Raw genomic sequence first — 12847 nt, 5'->3', positions numbered from 1 at the left:
GCGTTGCGTTCAGCGGCAACACCGGCGGGCGGTGGCCCTGCCGGTGAGCAGACGATGAGACTTACTCGTTGCCCCATTGATTAAGGAAGTTGGCGATATCGTCAATTCGGCGTTCATCAATGGCCGCTTCGCGGGCCATCTCCTGCTGCGCCTCTTCATCGATCTCTTCGTTATTCATCAGCCGCTCAATCAGCAGTTGAAAATAGCGCGCCAGCGCATCGCGTTCCGTCTCTTTAACCGGGGAGGCCGCTTCGGTCTCGTACTCGTCCACGATGTCATAAAATTTCATGGGGATCTCATTACTCATCAGTTGTCCTCAGGGTCAGCGCACAGCGGCGGGCGGATATCATAGCATGCAGCCGGCTAAACACGCTGCGGGAGAGGAAAAATCGCCACGCAGGGGCTGCGCGGCGATCGTGCTGGGGAGGGACCGGCATAACGCCGGCCCGGTTATCGTTCCGGAGGCGAGGGATTTAGACCACGCCGTCCCCGCCGTCAGAACACCATACCTGACCGGAGGTATACGAGCAGGCATCCGATGCCAGGGTGACATACAGCGGGGCGATCTCGACCGGCTGCCCCGGGCGGCCCATCGGTGTGTCTTTCCCGAACTGTTTCACTTTCTCGTCCGGCTGGCCGCCGCTGGATTGCAGCACCGTCCAGTAAGGGCCTGGCGCCACGGCGTTGACGCGAATGCCTCGCTTCGCCACCTGCTTGGCCAACGATTTGGTGAAGATCGCCAGGCAGGCTTTGGTCTGGGCATAATCGAGCAGGATCGGGCTGGGTTTATAGGCCTGCACCGAGGTGGTATTGATGATTGCGCTCCCGGCCTGGAGATGGGGCAGCGCCGCGCGAGTGATCCAGAACGGCGCGTAGACATTGGTTTTAAAGGTGGCGTCAAAGTCTTCGGTGGTGAGCTCCTCGAGGGTCTCGCAGTATTGCTGACGTCCGGCGTTATTGACCAGGATGCTCAGTCCTCCCAGTTGTTCCACCGCGTCGGCCACCAGCGACTGACAGAAGGACTCGGAGCGGATATCCCCCGGCAGGGCCACCGCGGTGCGGCCTTCGGCTTTGATCAGCGCGATGACTTCATCGGCATCCTCTTGCTCCTCCGGCAGATAGCTAATGGCGACATCGGCCCCTTCGCGGGCAAAGGCGATCGCCACCGCGCGGCCAATGCCGGAGTCGCCGCCGGTAATTAACGCTTTCTTACCCGCCAGCCTCCCGGTGCCGGTGTAGCTGGTTTCCCCGTGGTCCGGTGACGGCTCCATCTCCGCATCCAGACCCGGTGGGTTTTGTTCTTGCTCCGGGAACTCCGGACGTGGAGCCGTCTCTTCTGGCAACATGGAGGTGGGTAATTTTTTCATTGGCGGTTTTTCATCTTGCATAGTCATCTCCTTCAGACAGAACGGGCCAGACCTAAGGATAGGCCAGCTTCACCCCAGGCCTGGCAACGCGAGAGGATCATCTATCTTGTTTAACAGGCAAAATAGGGGCCTTATTTGACTTTAACCGGCTGATCCTTGGCGAATTTCGTTGTATGTCGCTGCGTTATTATTTGTGGTGTTAAATTAGGATTATTCCATCCCTAATTTGCGGGGCGGAGCTATTTTACCGGGCGGGCTGAATGACGGTATGCTTTTTTAAAGGCGAAGGGTGTGCATTGTGAAAAAAATAGTTTTTCGCACCTATAGATGGTTGATGAACCACCTCATTATGAGTATTTTCTATGACTGAAGTACCTGGCTGATGGAAAAATAAAAAAATCGCCCATCATTTTCATTTTTTTACAAAAGCGCCGGGGCGAAAAAATTTCATGATAGTGAATGGAGATAATCTAAGGCGAATAAGTGAGTTACACTGGATTTATTTTTACTGCCGCTTCGTTATTTATTTTTTATTTGCCATTTGGCGTGGATAAAAGCCTGGCGTTAATTTGACTCCTGCGAGCATTCCTCTAGTGTTAGATATCGAGGGCGATGATTTGTAACAGGGTCATTTTCCATTTACCAACCGAGATCGAGTAAACCTAAAAGGTGAAATTATGGCAGAGCACAGAGGCGGTTCAGGTAACTTTGCAGAAGATCGTGAAAAAGCATCCGAAGCCGGGCGTAAAGGCGGACAGCACAGCGGCGGGAACTTTAAAAATGATCCTGAACGTGCATCCGAAGCCGGTAAAAAGGGTGGTAAGAACAGTCATGGCGGTGGTCGCAAAGCCGGTGACAGTTAATGGCTGAAGCCTGAGGCGCGTTAAAATGGGCGCCGGAACAAAAACCTGTGGGCCTGCCGGTCCGCAGGTTTCTGTTTATATGGGCTGGTAATAATAAATCGTGTCGGCTAATCCATATTTATTTATCTGTAAACGCGAAGGGTAAATGATTTAACAATATGCTGGTCAATGGTTAAGTATTTATAATATAGCAGGTAATAAAAATGAAACTGACACCGGCATTGATTAAATGCTGCCATCTTGTGGCCGCCGTGATGTGGGTAATATTGGCGATACCCTCGTTAATCTGGTGGAAAAACAGCGTCCTGTGGGTCATTCTCATTAGTATTTATGCCAATATCGTTGGGCATTTGTCCGGATATAGCGCAGCGCGGGCTGACCAGGCGGCGGAAGAGAATGAAGATCCCACATCCAAATAAAGGATTGGTTATCAGAGGTATTTATGACGGATATTGAAAATTACCATAACTGGCTGCGCGATGCACATGCGATGGAAAAACAGGCCGAAGTAATATTAATCGCGGCAACCAGAAGGAGTGAAAACTATCCGCCACTGCGCACGCGTCTTGAACAACATCTCTATGAAACCCGCCGGCAATTATCGTCTCTGCAGGATATCATTGCCCGTAATCATATTTCCCGCTCCGCGCTGCAGGATGCGATGAGCCGGGTTGCCGCGTTGGGCCAGTCCATTGGGATGATGCTGCCCGGCGATGAGGTCATTAAAGTCATTATTACGGCCTATGTTTTTGCGCAATTCGAGGTCGCCTGCTATACCGCCTTATTGACTGCGGCGAAACGGGTGGGCGACCACCATGCCATCCACGCCCTTGAGGCGATGCTGGCGGAGGAGCGAGGCATGGCTGACTGGCTGCTTCATCATCAGCCGACGTTCGTCGGGCAATTTCTGCATCGTGCTGAACTGCCTGGCGTTGAGGCCGGAAAATAAGCCGCCGGAGAAAAACTATGGTTAAACGCCACACGATCGCGCTCCATGCTGTCGAGGAACAGGTTCCTCTGAAATTAACCGCCAGACAGCAGGCTCTGGTGGACGCGGTGGCGAATAGGGCGCCTTCAGCGGAACACGCTACCGTATCGCCTGTCGCCAAACCCCGGCCGACGGCGAGGGGCGGGCGTAAACCGCGCTGAATCTGCTGGCGAGTGACGGGCCACCCGTCAGGGTGAATAAGCAAGGTGATAGTGATGCAACGGGAACAGTGGTTTCACAGAGCGGTCATTTATCAGGTTGATAGTTCACTGTTTTATGACGCTAACGGTGACGGCTACGGCGATCTCGCCGGTATTCGCCAAAAGCTACATTACATTCGCAGCCTCGGGGCGACGGTGCTCTGGCTGACGCCTTTCTATCTCACCCCTCTGCAGGATGATGGCTATGATATCAGCGATCATCTGCAGCCTGACCCGCGATTTGGCACCATCGCCGATGTGATTGAGCTGATTGCCCGCGCCCGGGAGCTGGGACTGCGGGTCATCGTCGAGCTGGTGATCCAGCATACCTCCGCGCAGCACCCGTGGTTTCAGGCGGCCAGGCACGATCCCCGGTCGCCGTGGCGGCCATACTATCTTTGGGCCGACAGGCCGCCGGAGAAGGACGATCCCCCCATGTTTCCCGGCGTCGAGGAGAGCGTCTGGCGCTGGGACGAACAGGCCGGGCAATACTATCGCCACATGTTTTATCGTCATGAGCCGGATCTGAATCTTGCTCATCCGCCGGTGATCGCTGAAATCGAAAACATCATCACCTTCTGGCTGCAGGCGGGGGTGTCAGGTTTTCGCCTCGATGCCGCGTCACATCTGGTGAAACAGGCCGGGAAGGGCGACGAGGCGCGCGGCTACCCGCTGCTGAACCATCTCCGGCAGGTCGTTCAGCGCCTCAATCCCGAGGCGATACTGCTGGGTGAAGTGGACGTTGCGGTAGAAGATTACCGCCATTACTTCGGTCACGGCGATCGGCTGCAGATGGTGCTCAATTTCTGGCTTAACAAATATCTCTACCTCAGTCTGGCGCAGCAGCGCGCCGCCCCGGTGGTAAAAGCCCTGCAGGCGATGGTGACCCCGCCGGACGGGTGCTGCTTCGTCAACTGGCTGCGTAACCATGATGAACTGGATCTCGAGGGGATCGGCGAACGCAATAAACGCCAGGTTATCCGCACCTTTGCCCCTGATAAATCCATGTCCGTTTACCAGCGTGGCGTACGCCGGCGACTGGCGCCGATGCTGGATGGCGATACCCGGCGCATGGCGCTGGCCCATGCGATCCTGCTGGCGCTGCCCGGCGTGCCGGTGATGCGCTATGGCGACGAGATTGGCATGGGAGACGATCTGAGCTTACCGGAGCGCTACGCGGTCAGAACGCCGATGCAGTGGTCGGCGGCGCCCAACGGCGGCTTTTCCCGGGCGGCGCGGGACGATCTGCCGGTAAAACCGATAGCCAGCGGGCGGTGGCGTTACCAGCGGATCAATGTCGAAGCAGCGCTGCGCCACCCCCGATCGCTGCTGAACCGGGTGCGCAATATGGTGCTGGCGCGGGCGGAATATACCGAGCCGGGCTCCATTCCTTTCGCCATCCTCGCGGTGAAGCCTGCTGCGGTACTGGGCCTGTGCTATCGCAGCGAATCGCGGGAAGTGCTGATGCTGGCGAATTGCAGCCAGCAGGCGGTAGAGGTCCTGCTCCCGCCGCTGGCCGAGGGCTACTGGAGCCCAATTCTGGAAGATAAGCTCTATCAGGATGGGCTACACGGCGGGAAAGATGCGCGGCTGGCGCTTTCCGGGTATGGGTACCGCTGGTTCAGCCGGAGCCTGGATTAACGCCGTTTCCCGGAACGACGGAACAACGCCCGCAGAGCCATCGTCGCCACCGCTACCCCGACGCCGGCAGCCACTTTTCCCGGGAGATCGGCGCTAATGGTCACCGCTTTACGCCGTGCTCCATCGTTAAAGGGGCCGTGTCCGGGGTGATTGCCGCGTACCGGCGTGAACAGGTCGTCCTGATGCTCTGCCGGCTTCGGCTGGCCGGTAAACTGTCCCTCCCACGCCTTTTTCACCATCAGCCGATCGAGCAGGCGAGGAAAGAAGACCTGACCGAGGATCGACTGGATGGTGCTTTTCCCGACCCACAGCTCGTTGACCGGACGCTGGATGACGCTGTAGATAGCTTCGGCGGCCACTTCCGGCTGATAGACCGGCGGCACCGGCTGCATGGCCTGATCCATTTTATTCCGCGCCCAGCCAAACTGGGCGGTGTTCATCCCCGGCAGCTGGACCATGGTCAACTGGATGTGGCTTTTCTCGTGCATCAGTTCGGTACGCACGGCATCGGTAAAGCCGCGGATCGCCGCCTTGGCTCCACAGTAGGCCGATTGCAGGGGAATCGACCGCCAGGCCAGCGCCGAGCCGGCCTGAATAATCACTCCCCGATCCCGGGGCGCCATCACCTCCAGCGCCGCGCGGGTGCCATTGACATAGCCGAGATAGGTCACCTCCGTCACCCGGCGAAATTCCTCCTCGCTCATCTGACGAAAGGGGGCCAGCACGGTGGTCATGGCGTTGTTGATCCAAACGTCTATCGCGCCAAGTGTGGCTTCCACCTCGGCGGCGGCGCGCTGCAGCGCCCCGGCATCGGCGACGTCGGCGCTAATGGCCAGCGTTTTAATGCCAAACCGTTCGCAGGCCTGCTGGGCTTCCTGCAGACCCGTCTCATCTCGGGCAATCAGCGCCACGTGGTATCCTGCGCGAGCGAAACGCAGCGCGGTGGCTTTGCCCGCCCCCGCGGTTCCCCCGGTAATTACCATCACAGACATAGAGACCTCATTTTTTTTGGCTAGCGCAATATTAACTGCACAGATCGGTTAATTATTCCTCACAAATGACAATGACGAGGTGGGAAATATCCTGGAATAACCGCAGTGTGAATCAGACGACATATCCGGATGATGCTGGCTGGATCGTGCCTGCATCGGCGAGGACGTTCTATAATCTGTTAGAACCCTGTCAACCCGCGAGGAGGAAAAATGGTGACATTAAACATGCTTAGCGTTGAAAAAGAAGAGGATGACGCCACCCGCGCCCCCGAATCAGGTGATAAACAACCGGAGCGCGATAAATAAAATTGAGACTATTCCTTTTCAGGAATAATGGATATCTGGCCGTTACGCTCGAGGATAGCGAATTTGATCGCTTTGAGCTCATAGATCCCATGGTGCTGCCTGGCTGCCAGCAGGATATCATCGACAGAGATATTGACGAGCTTTATCTTTTCGTCGATGACAGCACCATTTTCCACCACAATAACCGGGCTGCCATCAATGAAATTTTCCGCCTGCGAGAAGCGTTTCTTAATATAGCCGAATAAAATATCAACACCCACCAGAGTGACGATGGTGAGCATCGAACCGGTGACGGAATAGTCTGTGCTGAGCATCGCCTGTTGGGTGGCTTCGCTAATTATCAGCAGCAATATTAGATCAAAGTTGGTTAACTGCATCAGCGTTCTTCTGCCAGCAATCTTAAAAATAATCAACAGGATAAAATAGATTGCTGCGGCTCTGAGGACCATTTCCATAGCCACTCCTAGGGATAGACAAACTGGTTCCAGGTGACAGGCGCGCGATCGTTCACTGCCGCCTGCAGGGAAATATTGCCGGCTGTTTTTGGGGTAATGGATAACCACACGGACATCGGCGAGCGGTTGGCTGCTTGCTGATACACGAGGTATAATTTCCCCTCGGCACTGTACATTTTATCCGGCTGCGGGCGGATATCACCGACCTGGTAGCGCGATAAAAACGGGGCGGTGAAGCTGATAATTTTTTCACTACCTCCATCGGGTTTAATCTGAATATTCACTTCGGTTTCACTCATCAGTCTGGCATACCGCTGATAATCGACGCTTAATTCACCTTTGGCACTTTCCCGGTGCGCTTCACTGAAATAACCGGAGGACCACAGACCGCTTAGCGCGGTAAGAATGATGAGACTCAGAACAATTATCCCATAGCGCCGGAATCGATATTCGAAGCGTAGTGCTCGTTCATTCTCGTCAACGATGGGACAATCCTGTTGATTCTTAATCATTATTATTTTCCCCGCGTTTCGTTTCGGCAACAGCGTAACGATAAGGACATTCTTATATTAGTCGATATCAGAACAATTGACTTTGTAAAAGTGAATCGCCTCAGCCAGGCTTTATTCTAATCATCGGTAAAATGACGGAGGGATGATGAAAAAATTAGCGCTCGCTATGGCCTGTGTACTCGCCGTGGGTATTGCACAGGCGGACGATAAGGGCGGTTTTAGTCAGGATGCCGCACCGCCGCCGCCGCACAAACTCGATGACGGCTATCGCGGCGTCGAGGATGGCCGGATCATGACCGTTGAGCAGGCGAAAACCATGCACGATGGCGCGACTATTTCAATGCGCGGTAATGTGCTCACCCGCCAGGACAATGACCGTTATCAGTTTCGCGATAAAAGCGGCACCATCACTGCCATCATTCCGGCCGCCGCGTTTAACGAACAGCACGTAGAGCCTGACGATCTGGTCAGCATCAACGGTAGCCTCGATCGCAAAATGACGCCGCCGGTGGTGCGTGTCGATCGTCTGCTCAAGCAGTCGCCTAAGTAAGCGGAGAACGCCGATATGAGTCACACATCTCAGCCGCAAGGTGAGCAGGGCGGAAAGCATCCTGCGCGCGAGGCGCCTGCCGAGCATGGCGAAGTGCCGCGTAAACGGGACGACAGCAAGGACGACAAAACCGATCCTTATCAGCCACACGATGGTCGTTAGCGAGGCTGACCACGAGATCCTTAAGGGCACAGTGATGCCCAGGCCGCAGAAAAGGCGCAGGTTCGGCATCACGCACTATACTTTTTGTTCGACATCATCACAGGAGGAGTCACATGGCGATTCATAAGAAAGGGCTGGCGCACTGGGAAGGCGATCTGAAACATGGCAAAGGCACCGTGTCGACAGAGAGCGGGGCGCTGAGCCAGCAGCCCTACGGCTTTAACACCCGTTTTGAAGGGGTGAAAGGCACTAACCCTGAGGAGCTGATTGGCGCCGCGCATGCCGCCTGTTTCTCAATGGCCCTGTCGCTGATGCTCAGCGAAGAGGGCTATACCGCAACGTCTATCGACACGACGGCGGTAGTCACCCTCAATAAAACCGAAGGCGGCTTTGCGATAACCGACATCGCGCTGCAAAGTCAGATTGTTCTGCCGGACGTTGCGCCGGCGGCGTTCGATGAGATCATTCAGAAAGCGAAGGCCGGCTGTCCGGTATCGCAGGTGCTGAAAGCCAATATCACTCTCGACTACCAGCTGAATCCGTAAGCTGTCGTGCCCGCGCGTAGCGGGCACCCTTTCCCGATATCTCTCCCTGCGCTGCCCAATAGTGGTATCTTTTGTCCTCTAGTTGCACGTAAGGGACATCATCATGATCGGCATTCGCGGGATGATCGAGGCGCAGGTGCTCGGCCTGACCGGCATGGCGCTAAAAGAGATCGATTTTGAACAGCCTAAAGGGGAGCCGGGGCTTTTTGGTCCGCAGTCGGCCATCTGGCAGGTACACGGCGATTTTACCTCGATGCTCTGCGGCGGCATCAGCGCGCTGCTGCTGCAGATGCTGCATCCCCTGGCGCTGGCCGGCGTCTGGGATCACTCCCGTTTCCGTGAGGACATCTTTGGCCGCCTGCGCCGCACCAGCCAGTTTATTTCCGCCACCACCTTTGCCACTACCCCCGACGCCGAGCGGCTCATCGCCAAAGTGCAGGGGATCCATCAGCGGATCGGCGGGGTGGATAAGGACGGAACGCCTTATCAGGCCAGCGACCCGGCGCTGTTGACCTGGGTGCACGTCGCCGAGTGCAGTCGCTTTATGGCCTCCCACCTGCGCTACAAGCGGACGGTGGTCAGCGCCGAGCGCCAGGAGGACTATTTCCGCGAGTCGGCGGAAATCGCCCGTCGGCTGGGGGCCCAGGACATCCCTCAGACGCCTCAGGAAGTGGCGGACTATCTCGAGGCGATGCGCCCGCAGTTGCGCTGTGACGAACGTACCCGGGAGGTAGCCGAGGTGCTGCTCTCTACTCGTCTGCCGGGTAGACTGAGCCAGCCGGTGGGTCAGGTCATGATGCGCGCCGGGATCGATCTGCTGCCGGAATGGGCGCAGGAGATGCTGGGGCTGTCGCTCACGCCGCTGCAGCGGCGCACGACGCGCCTGCTGGTGCATGGCGTGGCCCGCGTGCTCCGTGCCTCGGTACGCAACGGCGCCTGGCATTGCGCCATGCGCCGGATGCAAGTGGAGTGAAGGTCACTCCGCCTTGCCCAGCTGTCGGGTAATCAGTGCCTCCAGGCTGCCATCCGCCCGCCACTCGCTCAGCGCGTCATTCACCGCGTTGAAGCCAGCGACATCCTCCCGGGCGACGCAGATGGCCTGCTGGATCTCGGTAAAATTATCCGCCAGTACCCGCACCCCAGCGTGCTGACGGGCTGTCGCCTCCAGCGGCTGACGGATACCGGCGACCATATCCCCTTCACCGGCGAGGAAGGCGTCGATGGCCTCCTGCGAGGAGGGAAGGCGATTCAGGCTGGCGTGCTGCAGATGACGGGTTAACCACAGATCGTAAGCGGCGTTTTGCCCGACGTTAATGGTGGTTGCCGGGCGATCCATGTCGGCCACGCTCTGGCAGGGCGAACCGGCTCTCACCAGCGCGGTCCCCTGGATGGTGATGTAGGGAGGCGTAAAACGCAGGGTCGCTTCCCGGGCCGGGTCGATGGCCAGAAACGCAATGTCCCAGTGATCACCGCCGGCGTCAGCCACCACTTTTCCGGCGGCAGGATAGGGGACGAACTCGGCGGTGACGCCCCAGCGCGTCGCCAGCCGATGGCTAAGCTCGACCGTGAGACCTGCGGGCTCCCCCGTCTCCCCGAGATGGGCCAGGACCGCGTTGCCCAGGTTAATGGCAAAACGCAGCCGGGATGAGGTGTTCTCTGACATCGCTGACTCCTGTGGTGGTGAAGAGAAAGTGGCCCGACCTGCCGGGCCAGTCATAAGATAGCCCATCCGCGCGCGGTTGTACCTGTCCTGCCACCCTTTCAGAATATATTAATAATCGACAGCGCCGATATCGTTAAACGGAAAGGCAATGGCTTTTATATTGTTAAGCATAAACTCAGCTTGTCAGTTTATTCTTCCCGCTCACAAAGGGAGAGAAATAATGACACAACATAATTTTGAAAATGATAATAAATATCATGAGCGTTCGGTGCAGGCGCGAAAGAGTACCCTTATTAGCGTGGTGGTCAATATTTTCCTTTCCGTGTTTCAGGTTGTGGTGGGAATATTCTCTGGCTCCCAGGGGTTGATTGCTGATGGGATGCACTCTTTTTCCGATCTGGTCGCCGATGGGGTGGTGCTGGTGGCGAATAAAAAGAGCCGTCGACCCTCAGACCACGATCACCACTATGGACACTGGCGCTACGAGAATGGCGCCTCGCTGATCCTCGGCGCGATCCTGGTGCTGGTCGGGGTCGGCATGCTGTGGTCCGCGGCAGGTCACCTGGCGCAGCCGCAGACGATTCCGGCGGTGCACAGCGTGGCGCTGTGGATGGCGCTGGTGGCGCTGGCCGTTAAGGAGGGGCTGTTTCGCTATATGCTGGCGGTCGCCACGCGGCTGAATTCATCGCTGCTCATCGCCAACGCCTGGCATGCCCGCTCCGATGCCGCGTCATCTCTGGTGGTGGCGCTGGGGATTATCGGTAACCTGGCCGGGTTCGCCTGGTTCGATCCGCTTGCCGCGCTGGCGGTGGGACTGCTAATCACCCGCATGGGCTATCGTTTCGCCGCCACGGCGCTGCACGATTTAATGGACCGCGCGGTCGATGAAGAGACGCAGCAGGCGATCGCCGGCACGCTGCAGGCCACGCCGGGCGTGGCGGGTCTGCACGATTTGAAAACCCGTAAGGCGGGGGATCTGGTGCTGGTGGATGTCCATCTCGAGGTGGCGGGAGAGATGTCGGTAGCCGAGGGACACCAGATCGCCCGTCAGGCGCGGGAGCGGGTCCTGGCGCAGCATCCGGTGCTTAACGTAATGGTGCATCTTGATCCCAGCGAAGCGCCCAGCGCGCTATGCGGGGCCGGTGAAAGCGGCCTGGCGCACCCGGCGCCGTAAGACGACAATTTTATTGGCTCAGCGGCTATTTTTTCCTGAGCCTTAATTTCTGACGTAACGCGCCCGCGCATCGATTGCCTGAAATATAAAAAAGGCCCATACTAAAAACGCCATTACCATCGCTAAATAATGGCGAAGATCTGCCCATCGCAGTTAACGATAAAATAAACCAATCGGTTCATAGATAATCTCTATTCTTTATTCAGAGATAATGACCAGAGCGGTAATTCAGGAAGTCAGACAATGATCATTCGGCCAGAACAACACTGGTTTCTTCGCTTATTTGACTGGCACGGCTCCGTGCTGTCGAAAATCATCTTTCGTCTGCTGCTTAATGTGCTGATGTCCATCATCGCCATTATCAGCTATCAATGGTACGAGCAGCTGGGGATCCACTTAACGGTGGCGCCGTTCAGCCTGCTGGGGATTGCGATTGCGATTTTTCTCGGCTTTCGCAACAGCGCCAGCTACAGCCGGTTCGTCGAAGCGCGCAATCTGTGGGGGACGGTGCTTATCGCCGAACGTACGCTGGTACGCCAGTTGCGCAATATCCTGCCGGCCGAACACGATGTCCATCGCCGCATCGTCAGCTATCTGGTGGCCTTTAGCTGGAGCCTGAAGCACCAGCTGCGCAAAACCGATCCGACGGCTGACCTGCGGCGGTTGTTGCCGGAGGACAAGGTGGCGGAGATCCTCGCCAGCTCAATGCCCACCAACCGGATCCTGCTGCTGGTCGGCAACGAAATTGGCCAGCTGCGGGAGGCGGGCAAGCTCAGCGACATCACCTACGGGCTGATGGACAACAAACTCGATGAGCTGGCGCACGTGCTGGGCGGTTGTGAAAGGCTGGCGACCACTCCGGTGCCATTCGCCTATACCCTGATCCTGCAGCGCACCGTGTACCTGTTCTGCACGCTGCTGCCGTTCGCGCTGGTCGGCGATCTGCACTACATGACGCCGTTTGTCTCGGTGTTTATCTCCTACACCTTTTTGTCGTGGGATTCGCTGGCGGAAGAGCTGGAAGATCCTTTCGGTACCGCCGCCAATGATCTGCCGCTGAACGCCATGTGCAATACCATTGAGCGCAATCTGCTCGACATGACCGGTCAGCATCCGCTGCCGGAGACGCTGCGTCCGGACCGTTACTTCAATCTGACCTGAATCAGACCCACCGGGCGGTTTCCGCTGCCCGGTCATCGCTTTCCCGTGGGTCTTTTATCCGTCAGCGCACAGCGACGATAACCGCGAAAATTTGCAAATAAGTTAAATTTAACACCTGATAGATAACATCAATTATACAGATTTGTGGTGTATGTTATTATTCAGTTAACAAACGCAGTACCTACGCTTTCCCATCGTACTATCCTTGAGAAACCGCATCCTAATCAGGTGACGCCGCGCATATCACGCCACGTCGCCCGGGGCCGTC

General features: G+C 56.8%; 17 protein-coding genes. 11 read left to right on the top strand and 6 right to left on the bottom strand.

All coding sequences use genetic code 11. The features are described 5' to 3' along the window. Positions 1–61: 61 nt before the first annotated feature. Positions 62–307, bottom strand: a complete 246-nt coding sequence (locus CWM58_RS04290) for a DUF2543 family protein (protein ID WP_100680325.1) — start codon at positions 305–307, stop codon at positions 62–64. A gap of 166 nt (positions 308–473) precedes the next feature. Continuing rightward, entirely contained in the window at positions 474–1388 is a 915-nt protein-coding gene (locus CWM58_RS04285) for an SDR family oxidoreductase (protein WP_023289828.1), read from the bottom strand. A 656-nt stretch (positions 1389–2044) separates the two neighbouring features. Between CWM58_RS04285 and CWM58_RS04280 the strand changes: the two genes are divergently transcribed. The 5 genes from CWM58_RS04280 (at position 2045) to CWM58_RS04260 (ending at position 5059) form a co-directional block, all read left to right on the top strand. Continuing rightward, the gene (locus CWM58_RS04280; protein WP_008804757.1) at positions 2045–2230 is read left to right on the top strand and encodes a general stress protein; all 186 of its coding nucleotides are present in this window, start codon (positions 2045–2047) and stop codon (positions 2228–2230) included. 203 nt (positions 2231–2433) lie between these two features. Further along, positions 2434–2649, top strand: a complete 216-nt coding sequence (locus CWM58_RS04275; RefSeq protein ID WP_100680324.1) for a hypothetical protein — start codon at positions 2434–2436, stop codon at positions 2647–2649. A gap of 23 nt (positions 2650–2672) precedes the next feature. Then, a complete protein-coding gene (locus CWM58_RS04270; protein ID WP_100680323.1) occupies positions 2673–3179 on the top strand; it encodes a ferritin-like domain-containing protein in 507 nt (168 codons plus the stop codon). Positions 3180–3196: 17 nt separating this feature from the next. Continuing rightward, a complete protein-coding gene (locus CWM58_RS29170) occupies positions 3197–3379 on the top strand; it encodes a hypothetical protein (RefSeq protein WP_012968126.1) in 183 nt (60 codons plus the stop codon). A 54-nt stretch (positions 3380–3433) separates the two neighbouring features. Next, entirely contained in the window at positions 3434–5059 is a 1626-nt protein-coding gene (locus CWM58_RS04260) for an alpha-amylase family protein (protein WP_100680322.1), read from the top strand. On the opposite strand, the gene CWM58_RS04255 is transcribed toward CWM58_RS04260, so the two are convergent. The 3 genes from CWM58_RS04255 to CWM58_RS04245 form a co-directional block, all read right to left on the bottom strand. Further along, positions 5056–6051 (bottom strand): SDR family oxidoreductase, encoded by a 996-nt coding sequence (locus CWM58_RS04255; RefSeq protein WP_012968128.1) that lies wholly within the window; start codon positions 6049–6051, stop codon positions 5056–5058. The two genes, CWM58_RS04260 and CWM58_RS04255, sit on opposite strands and share 4 nt — an antisense overlap. 314 nt (positions 6052–6365) lie before the next feature. Continuing rightward, positions 6366–6812 carry a DUF421 domain-containing protein gene (locus tag CWM58_RS04250; RefSeq protein WP_008804762.1) on the bottom strand — a complete coding sequence of 149 codons (447 nt, stop codon included), beginning with the start codon at positions 6810–6812 and terminating at the stop codon, positions 6366–6368. Between the two features lie 8 nt (positions 6813–6820). Then, positions 6821–7324, bottom strand: coding sequence for a hypothetical protein (locus CWM58_RS04245; RefSeq protein WP_023297676.1), 504 nt, complete (start codon positions 7322–7324; stop codon positions 6821–6823). A gap of 145 nt (positions 7325–7469) precedes the next feature. On the opposite strand from CWM58_RS04245, the gene CWM58_RS04240 reads away from it, so the two are divergent. The 4 genes from CWM58_RS04240 (at position 7470) to CWM58_RS04230 (ending at position 9554) form a co-directional block, all read left to right on the top strand. Then, positions 7470–7874 (top strand): YdeI family stress tolerance OB fold protein, encoded by a 405-nt coding sequence (locus tag CWM58_RS04240; RefSeq protein ID WP_100680321.1) that lies wholly within the window; start codon positions 7470–7472, stop codon positions 7872–7874. Between the two features lie 15 nt (positions 7875–7889). Next, complete coding sequence (locus tag CWM58_RS28350) at positions 7890–8036, top strand: hypothetical protein (RefSeq protein ID WP_165785680.1); 147 nt, start codon at positions 7890–7892, stop codon at positions 8034–8036. Positions 8037–8149: 113 nt separating this feature from the next. Beyond that, positions 8150–8581, top strand: coding sequence for an OsmC family protein (locus tag CWM58_RS04235; protein ID WP_100680320.1), 432 nt, complete (start codon positions 8150–8152; stop codon positions 8579–8581). 103 nt (positions 8582–8684) lie between these two features. Beyond that, a complete protein-coding gene (locus tag CWM58_RS04230) occupies positions 8685–9554 on the top strand; it encodes an oxygenase MpaB family protein (protein WP_012541625.1) in 870 nt (289 codons plus the stop codon). A 3-nt stretch (positions 9555–9557) separates the two neighbouring features. Here CWM58_RS04230 and CWM58_RS04225 read toward each other — a convergent pair whose 3' ends face one another. Then, on the bottom strand, positions 9558–10244 hold the full coding sequence (locus CWM58_RS04225; protein WP_100680319.1) for an ABC transporter substrate-binding protein: 687 nt from the start codon (positions 10242–10244) through the stop codon (positions 9558–9560). A gap of 220 nt (positions 10245–10464) precedes the next feature. Here CWM58_RS04225 and CWM58_RS04215 point away from each other — a divergent pair, with 220 nt between their 5' ends. Together CWM58_RS04215 and CWM58_RS04210 are read left to right on the top strand one after the other, a co-directional pair. Then, a complete protein-coding gene (locus CWM58_RS04215; protein WP_100680318.1) occupies positions 10465–11418 on the top strand; it encodes a cation diffusion facilitator family transporter in 954 nt (317 codons plus the stop codon). 243 nt (positions 11419–11661) lie between these two features. After that, complete coding sequence (locus CWM58_RS04210; RefSeq protein WP_008804769.1) at positions 11662–12579, top strand: bestrophin family protein; 918 nt, start codon at positions 11662–11664, stop codon at positions 12577–12579. Positions 12580–12847 lie beyond the last annotated feature (268 nt).

This window comes from Klebsiella sp. H-Nf2, assembly GCF_002806645.1.
Taxonomy (GTDB): Bacteria; Pseudomonadota; Gammaproteobacteria; order Enterobacterales; family Enterobacteriaceae; genus Klebsiella; species Klebsiella variicola.
Note: the sequence above shows the minus strand (reverse complement) of the source record. Positions and strands in the feature narration are given on the sequence as shown.